We start from the raw sequence: 18,399 nt of genomic DNA, 5'->3' as shown, positions 1-18,399 counted from the left end.
CGTCTATGAAGATATTGGTGATCGGCCCATCATGGGTGGGCGACATGATGATGTCACAAAGCCTCTACCGTACTTTGAAAGATTTGTACCCCGATGCAGAAATTGATGTGATGGCACCGGCATGGTGCCGCCCATTATTGGCAAAAATGCCGGAAGTGAGTCAGGCGGTAGCCATGCCTCTGGGTCATGGTGCCCTTGCTTTGGGGGAGCGCCGCCGCCTTGGTCACGCATTGCGGGAAAACAGATACGATCGTGCCTATGTCTTGCCCAACTCATTCAAATCTGCGCTGGTTCCTTTCTTCGCCAATATCCCGCTGCGTACAGGCTGGCGCGGTGAAATGCGTTACGGGTTACTGAATGACCTCCGGGTCCTGAATAAGCCTGCTTTTCCACTGATGGTTCAACGTTATGCCGCCCTCGCCTATGAAGGGAAACTGCGTAACGCTGATGAACTTCCACAACCTTTGTTATGGCCGCGATTAAGTGTCAATGACGAAGATATAGCAGAATCCACCTCAGCCTTTAATATTGCGGATCACCGCCCGATGATTGGTTTCTGCCCCGGTGCCGAATTCGGCCCCGCCAAACGCTGGCCGCATTATCACTATGCCGCCCTTGCCGGGCAGTTAATTAGCCAAAAAGGTTATCAGGTTTTGCTGTTTGGCTCCGCCAAAGATCATCAAGCGGGTGAAGATATTCGTGCACTTTTAAGCGATGATGCCCGCGAAGATTGCCTTAATTTGGCCGGGAAAACGTCACTTGAGCAAGCCGTCAATCTGATTGCGGCCTGCGATTCTGTCGTCACCAACGATTCAGGTTTGATGCATGTGGCAGCCGCCTTAAACCGTCCTTTAGTCGCATTATATGGACCCAGCAGCCCGGATTTTACGCCTCCTCTCTCAAATAAAGCGGAAGTGATCCGCCTGATTACCGGCTATCATAAAATCCGCAAAGGTGACCGTGACGGTGGCTATCACCAAAGCCTGATTGATATTCAACCTGAAACGGTTTTAGCTTCATTAGAGAAACTGCTACAGGCGGAGAGCCAAAATTAATGCGTGTTTTATTGGTAAAAACCTCTTCAATGGGGGATGTATTACATACTCTGCCGGCATTAACTGATGCGAAACAGCATTTTCCTGATATCGAATTTGATTGGGTGGTGGAAGAAGGATTTGCCCAAATTCCAACCTGGCACAATGCGGTCGAAAAGGTGATCCCCGTGGCGATCCGCCGCTGGCGAAAAAATTGGTTCAGCAAAGATATTCGTGCAGAACGGGCCCAATTCAGGCAACAACTGCAACAGCACCAATATGACGCCATCATTGACGCCCAAGGCCTGTTAAAAAGTGCTTTTTTGGTCACTCGCCTGGCCTCTGGTCCAAAGCATGGTTACGATAAAAAAAGCATCCGTGAACCCATCGCCAGCGTCTTCTACGACCATTGCCATGCTGTCAGCAAACAACAACATGCGGTTGAACGCATTCGGGATTTATTTGCGGATAGTTTGGGCTATAAAAAACCGTCGGAACAAGGTGATTATGCTATCGCCCGCCATTTTTTGCGTGAGGAAAGTCATAACCTGAATAACTATCTGGTTTTCCTCCATGCAACCACGCGCGATGAAAAACATTGGCCTGAAAATCACTGGCGGCAACTTATCGCCCATATCGCACCCACCGGCCTGCGTATCAAACTGCCTTGGGGTGCAGGGCACGAACACCAGCGGGCACTCAGGCTCGCTGAGGGATTTTCTCATGTTGATGTGCTGCCAAAACTGACATTGGCCGAAATCGCACACGTTCTGGCGGGAGCAAAAGCGGTGGTTTCGGTTGATACAGGATTAAGCCATCTTACGGCAGCCCTTGATCGACCCAACATTACGCTATTTGGGCCGACTGATCCGGGTTTGATTGGTGGGTACGGGAAAGAGCAACATCCTCTGAAATCGGCAGATAATACGATGGAGGGGATTATGCCGTCGGAGGTTATGTTGCTCTTGGGCGACATATTAAAAAAGCACTTTGCCTAATGGCAATATTTCACACCAGCGATTTTTATATTCAAATGTAGGATTACCCAGTGAGTAACGCATAATTTTGTCTGCCTGTTGACACAGTGCTTTTGCTTCTTGGGTATTCACCCACATCAAGATACTACCAACACTAAGATGTGCATATTCAGGATCATAGCCCCCATTAATGGCATCAAAGGAGATCCATTTAGGACTATTCGCCCACAGAACAAAATCGTAGGCACATGGTTTGCCATTAATCAGTAACACACTGCCAAATATATGCTCACGAAGCTCAGTATATATTTCAAGCAAGTGTTTTTTTTGCTCCTCAGAATGGCAATAATTCCAACGTTTCTGATACAAATCGATATAAATATTCACCAATTCTTCTACACTGAACTCATTTGAGGAACGAATTTCGCCCCCCGCACGTTTGAATTTATTAATTTCATTACTGCGATTACGGCGGGTTTTGTAAGAAAAACTGTCTTTGATTAGGCAAACTTTTCGTTTGTTCAATCGGGAGTTGAAACTGGTATTGATAAAATTATTTTTATGAATTGGAGATAATCTTTTTGATTTTACAGGTAAAAATACTTTTGCGTCTGCGGCAATAGGGAAAACAAGCTCATCATATGAAATTGGGTATCTAGTTTGCATTTCTTCAATTAATTTTTTGTTTTTTAAGGAAAAACAAGCACCTTTAATTCCAAATTCTGTTTTTTTGATATAAAAGCAAAACTGCCCAGCAAGGTGCCTATCCAAAAAAGATACAATATTGGGATGCGTTGATGTACATCCCCCAAAAAGAGCATGAGCTTCTTTATACTGTTCAAAACTGCATTCTTTCCATCCTGAAAGGAGTGTTTTTATTTTCATCATGTTCAATCCTATAAAATTAGCTCTTTTAATACAAAAGTTGTTCATGTTTTTCTTAAAAGATTATTTTACACAAAAACTACTGATTAAGTTGTTTTAATAGAATAAAAGTAAATATATTTCATTTTGAGGCGAAAAAATATAATTATATATCTACTTTCCAGATAAAATAAACATAACCAAAAAAACAATTATTGGTATACATTATGAAATCAAGTTAAACTTAATCTTCTTAAATGAATTTATTGCACTAGACATGGATAAATTATAGATCATAATTTCATTTTTTTTAGCTAGTTTTTCTGATAAATTGAGACAAGGAATTATTATGTGAATCCAAGTTTTTTAAGTTTTCATCTAAATAATGTTTTAAAATGATAGGAGTCAATCTTGCCCAGCGCAGCTCTGGATTTTAGAGCTAACTATAAGCACTGACAACAAGGAAAATAACACCAATAAAATCATATTTGCAGGTTAAAGCTGGAGCGTTTTTGAACAATTCCTCGCAAAACATTCTCTCTTTTTGAACAAATGTTGATTTGTGATTGATGCTATCTAATTATTTTTATGTTATAGTAAAAAACTATTTTCAAGAATCAATTTTTTAGTTAAAGACTAAGTATGAATAAATATTTAAAAATATTAAGAAATAAATTATTTTACCATGGATGCGGATTATTCCCTGAGTTTGTAACAAAATCAATTTATAAACAAAGATTAAACCAACAACTTAATTTAAAAAATCCAGTTACATTTAATGAAAAACTACAATGGCTAAAGTTAAACACATATAAAGATAATAATCTTGTTATTAAGTGTGCTGATAAGTTCTCAGTCAGAGACTATGTATCAGAAAATGGTTGTCAAGAGATATTGATACCAATATATGCTAGTTGGGATAAAGCTAGTGATATTGATTGGAGTAAATTACCAAATAAGTTTGTTATGAAATGTAATCATGGTGCTGGTTATAATATAATATGTAAAGATAAAAGTAATTTGAATATAGATAAAACAGTAAAAAAACTAAACAACTGGATGAAAGAAGACTATTGGCGTAAAGCTGTAGAATTAGTATATAGAGATATCCCCAAAAAAATAATATGCGAAAAATTCATTGAAACATCAAATGGAGCATTACCTTATGATTATAAGATATTTTGTTTTAATGGAAAACCAAAATTTGTTATGGTTTGCACTGAAAGAGAGTCAGAGAAACCAAAGTTTTATTTCATGGATGAAAACTGGCACCTTTTACCTTATGGAGTAGATTACCTTGATGCTAATATTTCTAAGCTTGAAAAACCCCAAAATTTTGAAAAATTATTTGACTATGCAATGAAGCTAGCAAAACCGTTTCCATTTGTGCGAGTAGATCTATATTTAAATGACGGAATTATAAATTTTGGTGAACTTACCTTTATCCACTCTGCTGGAATGGATAGAGAGTTGAATAATGAAGAGAATAAAAACATTGATAAGATTATGGGAGATCTTATTAAATTAGACTTAAATACCAAAAAATATTTTAAAAAATAATGTAAATTATAGTATTAGTTAAAATGAGAAAAGTATGAACAAAGAACAACCTGAAATATCTGTTGTAATGTCTGTTTTTAATGGAGAAGAGTTTTTATCTGAAGCAATAAATTCAATTTTAGAACAGTCTTTTAATAACTATGAATTTATCATAATTGATGATGCATCCACAGATAAAACTGCTAATATATTATTAGAGTTTCAAAATAAAGATAAAAGAATAAAAATAATAAATAACACTAATAACATGGGTCTTGCTAAGTCCTTGAATATAGCTATATCTTTAGCTAAAGGAAAATTTATCGCTAGAATGGATGCTGATGACTTTTCATTCCCTGATAGGTTAAAAATCCAATACCAACATATGATGAATTATCCAGACACTATCGTATGTGGCACGGCAATGAGTATATATGAAGAACCTAATAATAACAAAACTCCCCCTTTGAGCCATGATAAAATCATATCCAGCATTATATTTGATTGCCCATTTTATCATCCTACTGTGATGATGAGAAAAGATATTTTGTTAAAATTAGACCCCATTTATCCCGAAGATTATAAAAAAGCGCAAGATTATGGCTTATGGGCTAAATTATTTTTTATGGCAATAGACAATAACCACAAGTTTATAAATTTATCTGATGTTTTATTAAAATATAGGATACACCCAGATAAAAATAGAACTCACTATTACAGTGAGCAACGATTTTATGCCGCCTTGTCACAACTTAAAATAATGTCTACTTTAGGCATTAAGATAGATATTGACAATCTTATTAAGATAAATTCTTCTAATAAATTATCAGCAAACGAGATTATTGAATTAGATAAAATTTTAAAAGATTCTGCCAAGAAAATGACCCTTTCATCATCACTTGAATATAAGAAAAATATTTATGATGTTGTGATTTCAAAAAGATTTAAATTATATTCACGAGCCAAAACAAACGAATTGTTAGGTATTGCACTAAAAACATATTCAAGATTTTTATATCTAACTAACAGAAAAAAAATAAAATCATTACTGTAGATGTTATCTAACAGAAATTTATATAATATGGTGGTTTTAATTTTAAATATTGAGGATTATCATGAAACCTATATTATCTATTATTGTCACTGCACATAATTTTGAGTATTTTATATCAAATTGTTTAATTAGTATAAAAAAATGTATTAAAAATTACTCTGGACACGAAGTTGAAGTCGTATTGATTGACGATAAATCAATCGATAATACATCTAATATAATGATAGAATTTGCAAATTCAGAAAAAGAATTCAAATATATTAGAACTGAATTTGGAAATATTGGAAAAGTACGGAATTTTGCTATAAAAAATAGCAGAGGCGAATATATAACATTTATTGATGGTGATGATACCTTACCTCAATTTGATATACATAAACTCATTGATTTTCTGATGTCTAATAAAGTTGATATATTAATTTCAAAAATAAACGACGTAAACAATAAATCTGATTATGTTGAACAATCAATTTTTTCAACTCCGACAAAATTAACGAAACACAAAGCAATACAAACATTTTTAATTCACAAAAAATTCCAGGCACACCTATGTAGTAAGTTTTTTAATAAAAATTTATTTAATAATATTGAAATACCCGAAGTTTCTTGTTATGAAGATGCATTAATTTTCCCAGATATTTTAATAAAAAGTGAAAATATATTTATAACAAATACTGTATTTTATAATTATATAAAACGTAGTGATAGCTTATCAAATAAGATTACTCGTCAGAAGGCTGATATTATGGCTGATGTAATTCTGTATATGAATGATAAATTTGATGACAGATACCATAATCTTGTTGCGAGTCACGCCATTGAACATCTTTTTAAAAATGAAGAATTATTATCTCATGAAAAAAAAATAGATCTAAAAAATATAATAAAGAAAACCAGTAAAATTTCATATTTCTTAGATCCCAAAGTAAGGCTTAGTTTTAAGAAAAAGTTATTAAAATTATAAAGTTACATATTTTAATAAACACTCCAACTAAGAGGTTTTTTTATAAAATATTGTTTTGATAGTGATAATTTTCACATAATATAACTATTAATATTTATTTAACACACCAAATCTAAATAGTTATTCATAATAGTGAGAGTTTGCAATCTTGCCCCGTGCGACGCGCGGGACAAATTTTGCTCCTATCATTTTGAAGCGCTATTTAGGGCCTAGCTAATTACTTATAAGTTAGTTCAAAATTCCCAGTCTCTTTTGACTGTAATATTCCTCCAACGTCATTCCTTTCACCAATGGCTGCAAAAATTCAAACAATCCTTCCAAATCGCGATACAGCTGTTCAATCTGTTCTTCATTCTTAAATGTTGGGCTTCCTCCCGGCATAAATTCAGACGAATGTAACATAAACTCAACATAATCACTGCCATTCGCTAAAGTTTGCTGAATAACTGTTTTCATCTGCGCCAAATTCCCACCTTTTGGTCGCAACCAGTTAACCGATGGTGAACGCTGTTTTCCTCTCAATCGATCATATTTCTGCTTAACGAAGTTCATCATCGCAGAGTGCTTATATTGAATACTCATCGGAACTTGCAATAACGAAGAATCGCCTTCTTTGGCAATATCCTGCAAATCCATAAAATAAGCACGAGCAGGAAAATGACTATAGTCTGTTCCGCCATTTCCATTAGGATTACCTTTGGTCAACTGCCAATTAATTTTTGGGGTAACAGAGCAATCTACCTGATATCCATACTCAACCAGCAATTGTGCATAATATTCGTTAAATGCCCAACGACCAGCACGATGGCTCAACATCTTAGTCTGGAGCTTATCTTCCAAAAGTTTGGTCATTAAATCAATTTTGGCTTTAATTTGATCTCTGGGATATTCAATCAGATATGGCTTGTAACGCATATCATCATCAGTAAGGGGAATAATGGGTGGACTATTCCAGGCATGCAAATGCATCCCAATTTCACCCGTATTTCTGGCTATCACGTCTTGAGCGAATTCGATATAGCTATCATCCATTGCCATCTCATAGTTAGTCAGCCAAACAGGTTTGAATCCGAAACGCTCACATAAACTCTGAAACCGTGGTAGATAACGTGTATTTTCGGTAGAAATATGCTCACTGTTTTGCCAAAGGTTATCACCTTCAGTATCAATTGTGATGATGAATGCAGGTTGTGTCATGAGATACATACTCAAAGGAGAAATAAATAAGATACAGTGTAATATTGCTTAAGAATGTTTTAGTAAATAAATTGTCTACACCAATTCAAATGCCATCATATTATCTATTTTATCAATACTACGTCCAGAATCCTTTAGAGTTTATTATCCTATCAAACCTAAATACTTACCAAGCACAACTTCCAAGTCGAATTTCTTATACATATTTTCCGTGATTTCCGGAGGATTTTGGTAAACAAGTCGCATTTTTTCCGCTAACGAGTCAGAGGTCAACTCAGATTTATATTGTTCCAATTCACCCACCATAATCTCGCTGACTCCACCAGGGCAATTCGTGCTGACAATCGGAGTATTACAAATCAAAGCCTCAATCAAAACATTGCCTAGACCTTCGCTATCTGAACTTAATACAACAGCTTTAGCCTCCCGTATTATCGGTAATGGGTTCGCTAAGAAGCCAATTAGGAAAACTTTAGATTGCAAGCCAAGTTCCGCAATTTTTTGTTTTATTATCCTGACTGTGTTTTCATCACCTTGACCTGCAATTAACAACTTACAAGGGAGAGCAGCCATGGCAAAAGCTTCCAGCAAGCGATCATGGCGTTTTACGCTGTGGAAACGCCCAAGATGAAGAAAATAATTTTCGCCGGAATAAGGGTTATTTTCCAAAGAATGCGTTTTAATTTCAGTAAGATTGAATGGATTGTAAATCGTGACCATGTTTCTGGGAGCCAACGATAAGTTTTCTTTCAAATCCAATCCAACAGCATCAGAAACACAAATCAAGTTACGGTTTCGATAAACTTGCCGAATTTTCCATTTCTTAATCCAACGAGATAATCCCGTTTTGTTTTCAAGATACGATTTTGAAAATATACCATGAATACAAAACCATACATTTAAGTTTGCCAATGTTTTAGATTTCGCAACAATACGATCCGTTTTATGTAAGTTAGATATCACTAACACTGGTTTACCTTTTTGAAGAAAGACTTTTGACAAAATTTTATCCATAGATTTAGCTCTACGAACAATTTCAGTCTGTCTTCTAAAAGGCCCTCTGTATTCGTCTGTATTAATGATTAGTTCAACATGATTTGGGATCGGGTAATCACACTTATCAGAGAGAGATAGCAAGGTAATATCAAAACCTTTTTGTTGCAGGCCGCTACATAAACGAATTGTAACGTTTTCAGCTCCCCCTCCTGGTAATCCGTCAATGATAAATAGAATATGTCCTTTCATCGGGAAAGCACCTTGCTATACAGTTCCGTAAGCTGCTGAGATAAATAAAGGGGAGTATAGTTCACTATTTTCTCTTTTGATAACTTTGAGATCTTACTGGTTAAATGTTCCGCAGGCACTGAAGAAATAGATTCCGCTAAAGCTGAAATATCCAGAGCATCGCACACAAAGCCGTTCTCTCCTGAAACAATGAATTCAGCTCCTCCACAAGTATCACTTGTTATGACAGGTAAGCCACATGCCATTGCTTCCAAAATAACGTTCGGGAAAGGATCATATAGCGTTGGTAATAATAAACCATCCGCTATTTGATAAAATGGCAGTGTCTTTTTTTGTACGCCAAAAAATCGAACTTGTTTATGACAACCAAGTGAGTTGGCTAACTGCTTATATTTATCTTCTTCTTTATCTTGTCCGATCACAACCAGATAAGCATCTGTCATGCTGATAGCTTCTATTGCAGCTTTTAATCCTTTTCTTTCAAAACCTGAGCCTACATAGACAAAACATTTTGCCTGTACAGGAATAGCATATTTCTGCCGTAACGCGATCCGTTCAGTTTCCCCGACAGGAAAAAATTGTGACTGGTCAATGGCATTATAGATAACAGAAATTTTTTCATCAGGAAGACCAAAATCTTCCATTACCTCACGCTTAACCATCTCAGAGTTGCAAATCACTTTTTTTAATTCAGGGGAGAAATACATCCTTTTCTCAGCATCCATAACATAACGATGATAGCGGCTGGCAAAAAGCAATTTGCTTTTCCAAGATGGTAAGATACGTGCTCTTTGCTGCAACCAACGTCGATGGACACCATCCCCCGCCCGATACACATCACATCCGGCAATTCGTTCATGACTTTGAACAATATCGAATTTCTCTCTTTGCCAAATACGGATGGCGGCCTCGGCAAATCGCTTCTCTCGACTAATCCGATCCCATTTAAAAGGATTGACCAAATGCACGTGCCAATTAGGATTACGACTCCCTTCCCAAGAGCGAGTAATGACGTTCAAGTCCAAGCTATCATTATCTAAGGCTTCAAGTGCTCTGGAAATAAAACGTTCAGCACCTCCATCAGGCCGATATTTTTGCCGGACAATGGCAAGGCGCATAGGTTTCATGATAAATATCTCCGGGCAGCAGTAATCACAACATCAGTAGGGATAAGATCCAAATAACGAGTCTCTGTTTTGGTATCAATATCATCAGGATCAGGTAATTTACCGTAATTCCCCGCCCAAATCACTTCCCCATTAACCTGCCATGGACGCCAGAAAACTAATTTAGAAGGCCCAAATAATGCAATACAAGGTGTTTTCAAGGCAGCAGCCATATGCATAGGAACAGAATCAACCCCAATAAACAACTTAGCATGGGCAATCAAAGCCCCAAGTTGGGGTAATGTGAGTTGACCCGCTAAAGAGATAACATTTTCCTGATTACAGGCGGATAAAATTTTCTCCACCATCTCTTTTTCCCGTGACTCAGGCCCTGATGTAACGACAATTGAATGTCCGTCTGCTTGCAAAGCGTGAATGATTTCACTCATCTTCCCATCATTCCAGCACTTGAAAAACCAGCGTGATGCCGGATGGATAACAATATACTTGTGATGAATCCCACCGACACGCAAAAGATTTGATACCTTATGCCAATCATCTTCACTATAACTCATCGTTACATCAAAATTGATATTGGAAAGGTTAATCGGTTTCAGTATTGATAGATTTTGCTCAACAACATGTAGAGATTCTTCACCTTCCGTAGAAATCAAGTCACTAAAACAAACTTTCCATAACCCGTTTTGTCGTTTGGGAAAATCAAAGGCAATACGGATTGGGGCCCCAGAAATCTTAGATACCAAAGCGCTGTACCACTGATCAGCAAGGTTAATGATGAGATCATATTTTCTTTTTCTTAATTGCTTCAACAAACACCAATGATGGGCGATATACGCTTTCGTTCCTTCCTTTTTCCACTGTCTATCTATGGCAAAAATATGAGATACGGAAGTGAGATTCTGTAACATTGGCCCTGTTTCTTTGTACAGTAAAACATCAATTTTAGCGCCAGGAAAATTTTCTTTCAACGTATTCACAACTGGCGTGATAAGCAATGTATCACCATGATGTCTTAGTTTTATGATCAGGATCTTTTTAAATCGAGGGGATGTTTTGCCCATTGTGTTTCCAATATTCGCGCTTGAGGCAGAAATCTCATTACATTATATTCTAAAGATAGCAACTTCCTCTTTCTATCTTTAGATATCAAGTGTATTTATCTGACACATTAACTACTTTTCCCCCAACTTAGTAGAAACAGGCGCACAACATATCCGCATTTTACACACTTTCTTCAAGCCAATGTGGTACTATAACCGCAGTCCATGTCAGTGAATTTGATAGAATGTTGCTTCGCTTATATCAGGTACTCCTCTACCTTATCCAACCCATTATCTGGTTACGCCTACTGCTGCGCAGTCGCAAATCACCGGCGTATCGTAAACGCTGGGGTGAGCGCTATGGCTTCTGCGCCCAAAAAGTCACCCCTGGGGGGATTTTACTGCATTCCGTTTCTGTTGGAGAGACACTGGCTGCCATTCCGCTGGTGCGGATCTTACGGCACCACTATCCTTTGTTGCCGATTACGATAACCACCATGACACCGACAGGCTCTGAAAGGGTGCTGTCTGCTCTGGGCAATGATGTTAACCATGTCTATCTTCCCTATGACCTGCCCGGTTCAATGAACCGTTTTCTTGATCACGTCAATCCCAAGTTAGTGATCATTATGGAAACCGAACTGTGGCCTAATTTGATCACTGCGCTACACCAACGGGAAATTCCGCTGGTTATCGCCAACGCAAGGCTGTCCGCCCGTTCTGCGGCGGGATATCAGAAAATTAGCAGCTTCATTAAAACCATTTTAAACAAAATCACTTTGATCGCGGCACAAAATCAGGAAGATGGTGAACGCTTTATCGAGTTGGGATTAAGGCGTTCTCAGCTCTCTGTGACCGGCAGCCTTAAGTTCGATATCTCGGTGACACCAGAGCTTGCGGCGAAAGCCGTCACATTGCGGCGCCAATGGGCACCTCATCGGCCAGTATGGATAGCCACCAGCACCCATGATGGGGAAGAGACCATCCTTCTGGACGCACATTGTAAACTGCTGAAACAATTTCCTGATCTGTTGTTAATTCTGGTGCCCCGCCATCCTGAACGCTTTGGCAAAGCTGCTGAGTTAACCCAAAAAGCCGGCTTAAACGCGATCTTACGCAGTGCCGGCACGATCCCTGATACCAATGTGCAAGTGGTGATTGGCGATACGATGGGAGAACTGATGCTCCTGTACGGTATTGCTGATCTGGCTTTTGTCGGCGGGAGCCTGATCGAGCGAGGCGGGCATAACCCGCTGGAAGCGGCAGCACACGCGATCCCCGTGATTATGGGCCCCCATACATTCAATTTTAAAGATATCTGTGCCAAGCTGAATAAAGCGGATGGGCTGATTACGGTGACGGATAGCCAGTCATTAAGTTCCGCTATCCATAGCCTGCTAACAGACGAAGATTACCGCCGCTATTACGGCCACCATGCTGCGGAAGTTCTGCATGAGAACCAAGGCGCTCTTCAACGCTTGCTAAAATTACTGGAACCTTATCTCCCGCCAAGGAGCCATTGATGGTTGCGAAAAAACGGCTGTCCGTTGTCATGATCACCAAAAATGCCGCTGATTTGATTGCGGATTGTCTGCTGTCTGTCAATTGGGCGGATGAAATCATCGTCCTGGATTCCGGCAGCACCGATACCACTTGCCAGATAGCCAGTGAGATGGGGGCAAAAGTCTACTCGAATACCCAATGGCCGGGCTTCGGCCGGCAGCGACGACTCGCACAATCCTATGCCAGCGGCGATTACATTTTTATGATTGATGCCGATGAACGTGTGACGCCAGAGCTTAAGGCATCCATCGAGCAAATTCTCGCCACCCCTGATGACAGTAAAGTGTATCGCTGCGCGCGCCTTAATCTGTTTATGGGCCGCTTTATGCGACACAGTGGCTGGTATCCCGATAGAGTGACTCGTCTTTATTGCCGTGAACGTTACCAATACAATGATCATCAGGTTCATGAATCGCTGGAAACTCAAGGCGCGCCTGTCGTGACACTAAAAGGTGATTTACGTCACCTGACTTGCCGTAACCTGATGGAGTTCCAGCAAAAACAATTGAATTATGCGAGAGATTGGGCGAAGCATCGTTACGAGCAAGGCAAAGAAGTCCGTTATTTTTCTATCATCAGCCATACGCTGGGGGCATTTTTCAAAACCTGGCTATTACGGGCAGGGTTTTTGGATGGTAAGCAAGGTCTGGTGTTAGCCATGGTGAATGCCCAGTATACGTTCAATAAATACGCTGCCCTTTGGGAAATGACTCAAATAAAGAGTAAAAACAATGACGAAAAGAAAAGCGATTTATCCCGGCACCTTTGACCCCATTACTTACGGTCATCTTGATATCGTGACGCGTGCCGCAAACATGTTTGACCATGTTTTACTGGCTATCGCCAACAGTGACAGAAAAAATCCCATGTTCAGCCTGGAAGAACGTGTCGGGCTGGCAAAAGAAGCCACGGCTCATCTGGAAAATGTCGATGTGGTTGGGTTTAGCGAGCTGATGGTGAATTTTGCCAAAAAGCAGCAGGCGAATATCTTAATCCGTGGGGTGCGTTCTGTTTCTGATTTTGAATATGAATGGCAACTCGCCAATATGAACCGACATTTTATGCCAGAGCTGGAAAGCGTCTTTTTATTGCCTTCGCAAACGCTCTCTTTCGTTTCATCATCCTTAATCAAGGATGTTGCACGCCATGATGGCGACGTTTCATCCTTCCTGTCAAAACCGGTCACACAGGCAATGCTAAAGAAATTGGGCAAAGATTAATTGTGCGGGGGCGATTACTTTCTGCCCCCTGCGCTTAATGCTGGCACTGACGGCAGAAAAAAGTACTGCGTTGCCCCAACTTTATACTGTCGATTTTCTCACCGCTTTTTTCACCGCATCGTGGGCAAGGTTCACCTTTCTTGCCATAAACGAACAATTCTTGGGCAAAATATCCTGGTTTGCCATCAGATTGTAGAAAATCCTTCAGTGTCGTTCCGCCTTGTTCAATCGAACGGCGTAAGATCTGTTTGATGGTATCAGCCAACAGATGGGCCTCTTGCTGCGTCAGTGAGTGCACGGGACGTTCAGGCAAGATACGGGCAACGAATAACGCTTCGTTGGCATAGATATTCCCGACACCCACCACCACTTTATTATCCATTAGCCATGGTTTAATCGCGGTTTTTTTATTACGGGAAAGCGTGTAAAGGTATTCGCCATCAAACCGATCGGAAAGCGGCTCTGGGCCTAAATGAGCCAGTACCGAGCACGCATTAAGATTATCACTCCACAGCCATGCACCAAAACGCCGGGGATCGGTATAGCGGAGAATTTTGCCGTCAGCCATCACCACATCGACATGATCATGCTTTGCCGGCGGCTGTTCATTCAACAAAACACGCAAGCTGCCAGACATGCCCAAATGGATAATAATCCAGCCTTCCGGCAACTCAAGCAATAAGTACTTTGCCCGCCGTTGAACACTCAGCACCGGCCTGTCTGAAAGCGCCATGATTTGCTCGGAAACCGGCCAGCGTAAACGGGAATTTCTGACCTCAACATATTGGATCACATTGCCAACCAAGTGAGGCTCAATCCCCCTGCGGCTGGTTTCCACCTCTGGTAGCTCCGGCATACCAACTCCTTGAATAAATTATCTACGACAGTGGATCTGAACAGATTACAATACCGTTTTCATGTATTATTTGCAGCCAGATTCGATTGGGTAATATAAAAAAATAGATTGATTATTATGCTTAATATAAAAAATGGTTTTAACATCAGTCATAACAAGAAATCCTTATGGAATTTATCTCTTGTTGGGCTATATCTCATACTTGTTTATCTGCCAGATATCACAAGATACAAAAATCTTGTCATGATCCTTATCTGTATAACTGCACTCTATTATCTGGTAAAGGATTTTCGTCAAGTAGCCCGTTCATTACGTAACCACCTGTTTTTATCTGTATTACTGTTCGTTCTGGCGATGTTCTATTCCGTTGGGATTTCCATTGATCCTGCATTGAGTTTCAAGGAAATGAACAAACCGATTTTAAATGGACTCCTTTTATTCAGTTTTACTCTTCCCGTTGTGCTCTATCAAGAAAGTAAAGAGCATATCGCTAAGATGATCCTCATTGCCTTTATTATCGGTATGGCCGCTATCTCACTCACCGATATTGCGAAATACATCATTAATTACCATGCTACAGGTGAAATGCCGTTTACGAATTTCAATCACCGCGAATTTTCTTACGGGTTTATTTTCTATTTCCCGGTATTACTTTGTACCTGGGCGTTATGGAAAAGGCATTCACTGCTAAGCTGGTTACTGTTGATTATTGCCTCAGCGATTAGCTTATTCTTACTCCTTGGAACGCTTTCCCGTGGTGCCTGGGTTGCCATTGTCGTCGCCACGGTGTTTATCATTGTGATTAACAGAGAGTGGAAACTCACCCTTGCAGCAACAATATGTCTGGGGATACTGGCTGGCGCGACACACTGGTCAGCGATATCCAACCCTGATACTCGATTACTGATCCATAAACTCACCCAAACAGATAGCAGCTATCGCTATAGTAACGGCACCCAAGGTTCTGCCTGGTCCTTAATCATGGAAAACCCTATCAAGGGCTATGGTTTTGGTAATAAAATTTATCATCAAGTCTACAATAGCCGTGTCGCTGATTATCCTGATTGGACATTCAGAACGTCAATTGGTCCACATAATATCTTCTTATCACTTTGGTTTTCGGCTGGTGTCCTTGGTTTGTTCACAACGGTGTTAATGACATTTTCAGCGCTATTGACCGGAGGGCAAATCATTCGCCAACATAAGGGCATGATCCGTCAATCAGGCCTGATCCTTCTGTCTGCTTTTATTGGCATATTTATTGTCAGAGGGGCTTTTGAAAATGCCTATATCAATGAAATAGGTATCCTGTTTGGTCTGATGATTGCGCTATATAAGAAACCTACCGATAAGGCGATAAACTAAACGGTAAAATATCAGCCCATAGCCAACAGATGCCATGGGCTGAATTTATCACTGAGAGCTGCTGATTATGGGCGTAATTTTTCCGCTATCACACTCATGATTAACTTCGCACGCTGATCCCAGTTAAAGCGTTCTGCAACCAATCGTTGGGAATAATCAGCTTTCGCCTTCATTTCGGCGGGATGATTAATCAACCACTGTATCTGTTCAGCAAAACTCTCTGCATTTTCACTATCCGCAAAATTTACCGCATCCTCATCCACAGCATCACGAATAGAAGGGAAATCTGAAATAACGACAGGTTTACCCATCGCCATATATTCAAAAAGTTTAAGCGGGGAGGTATAACGGCTGCCAATACTGGTTTTCGTCAAGGGCAAAACACAAATATCACTATCAGCAATCACCTGAAAGCGTTTTTTAGGTTGAATAAAGCCAAGAAAATTCACTTTATCACTCACGCCAATCTGTTCAGCAACCTGACGCAATCGCTCAACTTGTTCAGTTGTGCCGCCGGCAATGTTCAGTTCAACGTTATCCAGATAAAACATCGCTTTCATGACTGTTGGGACGCCTTTCCAACGATGCAGACTGCCCAAATAAAGCACTTTTTTAGGCAGTGCGCTACTGTGATCGCGGCTGGCAGGCGTCTGTTTAGTCGATTCAACCGCCAGCATATCAACGCCATCAGGTGCCACGACAATCGGTGTTTTGACGCTATATTGCTGATAAATGTCTTCTTGTAATAACGAGGTCAGAACAAAGACCACCTGAGAACGCTCATAAACCTGCTGCTCAATCTTTCTGAGTTTATGATATTTATGTTGGTTTTTACGATTGAGCAAATCATGGGATTCTTTAAACGACTGAGAAAATACTTCGTGGCTTTCAAAGAAATGAGGGATATCCGGATGATGACACAACAGGTAATTCGCCATTTTAATATTGCGGGTAAAAAGCGCATCAACCTGATGTTCTTTAAGCCAGTGAGAAACCTGCAAGTAAAACAGTTTCTGAGTATTTAGCGGGAAATACCATTTTCTTCGTATATCGTGCAGGGCAATGAGTTCCACAGAAGGTGGCAGCGACCGGCCAAGTATTTCTTCAACTTGGGTTTGGCCTTTTGGGGTGATCAGATAAACACGATGCCCCTGACGGGCAAAAGCATCTACATTCTGCAAAATTTGCAGTGAGGCAACCCGATAATCAGGTACAGGATAAGGATCAATATACGCAATTTTCATTATTTTTTTATGGCGTTCAATAAACGTCTGGCAGAATGTTCCCAAGTGTACATTGTTTCAATTCTCTGGCGGGCAGATTTCCCCATATTTTCCCCTCTATCCGGCAGGGACAAAAGATGATTCACCGCATCAGCAATAGCCGCAGCATCACCGGGCGCCACCAAAATACCCGCACTCCCCTCATTGCCGACCACCTCTGGTATTCCACCAATATAACTGGCAATCACCGGACGCCCACACGCCATCGCTTCTGCAATAGTAATACCAAATGCCTCATCGCCAATACTCGGAAAAATACCCGCATCACCCGCCGCATAAAATTCAGGTAATTGATCATGACCTACTGGAGGGTGAAAAATGACGGATTCTTCCAGACTTAAAGCAGAAACCCGCTTTTCAAGCAATTTTAAATCTTCACCTTCACCAATAATCAATAACTTTACGTCCTTGTCCCGCAGCAAAACCATTGCATCAATGGCGACTTTCATGCCCTTCCAACCCACCAACCTGCCGGCAAACGTTAACAGGAACGTTTTTTCATTGATGCCTAACCGAGTTCGGACAGCCGAATCAGCAGGTTTGAATTTATCGATATCTACCCCATTATAGATGACGTTTGGAAATTGCTTGAAGTGATGCTGAATCTGCCAGGCATTAAAATGACTACATGCAGCCCAAGCCGAGATTTTCTTGCCTAATACCCGATCCCCTTTAAAAAAACTGGTTCCGCCACTCATATAGCAAAACTGGGTAGGGGCGGTTTCAGGCATCATTCTCGGCCAGAAAAAATCAAACGGTTTCGTCAAAATCACCCAGTCAAAATTTTCAGCAATCACCGTTTCACGGGCATGACGGGAAAAAGAATAACGTTCAACAATGCGTTGGAAGCGGCGTCCAAGGTTAACTACGCGCGCTCTGGGGATAAATGGGAAAGTGTGAATAGGGATATTTCTTCCGCCTAATGCCGGCCGGACATCGCCAGTACCACCGAAAATATGGACTTCATGCCCCGCATCTGTCAGCGCCTTGGCTAACTCCCAAACAGCGGTTTGGATACCGCCGTACGACATGGTCACAGTGACATCGATAAATCCTATCTTCATTTTATTC

The 18,399-nt window shown here is 40.2% G+C and carries 17 protein-coding genes; 9 read left to right on the top strand and 8 right to left on the bottom strand.

What is annotated here, in order from left to right; all coding sequences use genetic code 11:
* The first annotated feature begins 5 nt into the window (after window positions 1-5).
* Both rfaF and rfaC read left to right on the top strand, forming a co-directional pair.
* A complete protein-coding gene (gene rfaF / locus XDD1_RS00730; protein WP_045967883.1) occupies window positions 6-1,055 on the top strand; it encodes an ADP-heptose--LPS heptosyltransferase RfaF in 1,050 nt (349 codons plus the stop codon).
* Window positions 1,055-2,032 (top strand): lipopolysaccharide heptosyltransferase RfaC, encoded by a 978-nt coding sequence (gene rfaC / locus XDD1_RS00725; RefSeq protein ID WP_045967881.1) that lies wholly within the window; start codon window positions 1,055-1,057, stop codon window positions 2,030-2,032. The genes rfaF and rfaC overlap by 1 nt, the downstream gene beginning before the upstream one ends.
* On the opposite strand, the gene XDD1_RS00720 is transcribed toward rfaC, so the two are convergent.
* Window positions 2,012-2,899 carry a GNAT family N-acetyltransferase gene (locus XDD1_RS00720; RefSeq protein ID WP_052705619.1) on the bottom strand — a complete coding sequence of 296 codons (888 nt, stop codon included), beginning with the start codon at window positions 2,897-2,899 and terminating at the stop codon, window positions 2,012-2,014. The genes rfaC and XDD1_RS00720 overlap by 21 nt on opposite strands.
* Window positions 2,900-3,517: 618 nt before the next feature.
* On the opposite strand from XDD1_RS00720, the gene XDD1_RS00715 reads away from it, so the two are divergent.
* The 3 genes from XDD1_RS00715 to XDD1_RS00705 all read left to right on the top strand — a co-directional run bounded on the left by XDD1_RS00715 (window position 3,518) and on the right by XDD1_RS00705 (window position 6,432).
* Window positions 3,518-4,435, top strand: coding sequence for an ATP-grasp fold amidoligase family protein (locus XDD1_RS00715; protein ID WP_045967879.1), 918 nt, complete (start codon window positions 3,518-3,520; stop codon window positions 4,433-4,435).
* Between the two features lie 34 nt (window positions 4,436-4,469).
* Window positions 4,470-5,468, top strand: a complete 999-nt coding sequence (locus XDD1_RS00710) for a glycosyltransferase family 2 protein (RefSeq protein ID WP_045967877.1) — start codon at window positions 4,470-4,472, stop codon at window positions 5,466-5,468.
* 61 nt (window positions 5,469-5,529) lie between these two features.
* Window positions 5,530-6,432 carry a glycosyltransferase family 2 protein gene (locus tag XDD1_RS00705; protein ID WP_045967875.1) on the top strand — a complete coding sequence of 301 codons (903 nt, stop codon included), beginning with the start codon at window positions 5,530-5,532 and terminating at the stop codon, window positions 6,430-6,432.
* Between the two features lie 228 nt (window positions 6,433-6,660).
* Here the strand turns inward: XDD1_RS00705 and XDD1_RS00700 are convergent, their stop codons facing one another.
* The 4 genes from XDD1_RS00700 to rfaQ form a co-directional block, all read right to left on the bottom strand.
* Window positions 6,661-7,629, bottom strand: coding sequence for a polysaccharide deacetylase family protein (locus XDD1_RS00700; protein ID WP_045967873.1), 969 nt, complete (start codon window positions 7,627-7,629; stop codon window positions 6,661-6,663).
* A gap of 144 nt (window positions 7,630-7,773) precedes the next feature.
* Window positions 7,774-8,874 (bottom strand): glycosyltransferase, encoded by a 1,101-nt coding sequence (locus XDD1_RS00695; protein ID WP_045967871.1) that lies wholly within the window; start codon window positions 8,872-8,874, stop codon window positions 7,774-7,776.
* Window positions 8,871-10,001: a glycosyltransferase family 4 protein gene (locus XDD1_RS00690; RefSeq protein ID WP_045967869.1), complete on the bottom strand. Its 1,131-nt coding sequence runs from the start codon at window positions 9,999-10,001 to the stop codon at window positions 8,871-8,873. Before XDD1_RS00690 ends, XDD1_RS00695 begins: the two co-directional genes overlap by 4 nt.
* Window positions 9,998-11,062: a putative lipopolysaccharide heptosyltransferase III gene (gene rfaQ, locus XDD1_RS00685; RefSeq protein WP_045967867.1), complete on the bottom strand. Its 1,065-nt coding sequence runs from the start codon at window positions 11,060-11,062 to the stop codon at window positions 9,998-10,000. The genes XDD1_RS00690 and rfaQ overlap by 4 nt, the downstream gene beginning before the upstream one ends.
* Before the next feature lie 224 nt (window positions 11,063-11,286).
* Here rfaQ and waaA point away from each other — a divergent pair, with 224 nt between their 5' ends.
* The 3 genes from waaA to coaD are packed head-to-tail and all read left to right on the top strand — an operon-like array spanning window position 11,287 to window position 13,824.
* The gene (gene waaA, locus XDD1_RS00680) at window positions 11,287-12,564 is read left to right on the top strand and encodes a lipid IV(A) 3-deoxy-D-manno-octulosonic acid transferase (protein ID WP_045967865.1); all 1,278 of its coding nucleotides are present in this window, start codon (window positions 11,287-11,289) and stop codon (window positions 12,562-12,564) included.
* The gene (locus XDD1_RS00675) at window positions 12,564-13,373 is read left to right on the top strand and encodes a glycosyltransferase family 2 protein (RefSeq protein ID WP_045967863.1); all 810 of its coding nucleotides are present in this window, start codon (window positions 12,564-12,566) and stop codon (window positions 13,371-13,373) included. The genes waaA and XDD1_RS00675 overlap by 1 nt, the downstream gene beginning before the upstream one ends.
* Entirely contained in the window at window positions 13,336-13,824 is a 489-nt protein-coding gene (gene coaD, locus XDD1_RS00670; RefSeq protein ID WP_045967861.1) for a pantetheine-phosphate adenylyltransferase, read from the top strand. The genes XDD1_RS00675 and coaD overlap by 38 nt, the downstream gene beginning before the upstream one ends.
* A 34-nt stretch (window positions 13,825-13,858) precedes the next feature.
* On the opposite strand, the gene mutM is transcribed toward coaD, so the two are convergent.
* Complete coding sequence (gene mutM / locus XDD1_RS00665) at window positions 13,859-14,680, bottom strand: bifunctional DNA-formamidopyrimidine glycosylase/DNA-(apurinic or apyrimidinic site) lyase (protein WP_045967859.1); 822 nt, start codon at window positions 14,678-14,680, stop codon at window positions 13,859-13,861.
* Between the two features lie 117 nt (window positions 14,681-14,797).
* Here mutM and rfaL point away from each other — a divergent pair, with 117 nt between their 5' ends.
* On the top strand, window positions 14,798-16,045 hold the full coding sequence (rfaL, locus tag XDD1_RS00660) for an O-antigen ligase RfaL (RefSeq protein WP_045967857.1): 1,248 nt from the start codon (window positions 14,798-14,800) through the stop codon (window positions 16,043-16,045).
* A 65-nt stretch (window positions 16,046-16,110) separates the two neighbouring features.
* Here rfaL and XDD1_RS00655 read toward each other — a convergent pair whose 3' ends face one another.
* Together XDD1_RS00655 and XDD1_RS00650 are read right to left on the bottom strand one after the other, a co-directional pair.
* The gene (locus tag XDD1_RS00655; RefSeq protein ID WP_045967855.1) at window positions 16,111-17,289 is read right to left on the bottom strand and encodes a glycosyltransferase family 4 protein; all 1,179 of its coding nucleotides are present in this window, start codon (window positions 17,287-17,289) and stop codon (window positions 16,111-16,113) included.
* Window positions 17,289-18,392 (bottom strand): glycosyltransferase family 4 protein, encoded by a 1,104-nt coding sequence (locus XDD1_RS00650; protein ID WP_045967853.1) that lies wholly within the window; start codon window positions 18,390-18,392, stop codon window positions 17,289-17,291. Before XDD1_RS00650 ends, XDD1_RS00655 begins: the two co-directional genes overlap by 1 nt.
* Between the last annotated feature and the right edge of the window lie 7 nt (window positions 18,393-18,399).

It is taken from the genome of Xenorhabdus doucetiae (assembly GCF_000968195.1).
Classification (GTDB): domain Bacteria; phylum Pseudomonadota; class Gammaproteobacteria; order Enterobacterales; family Enterobacteriaceae; genus Xenorhabdus; species Xenorhabdus doucetiae.
This window is presented reverse-complemented; position numbering and strand designations above follow the sequence as displayed.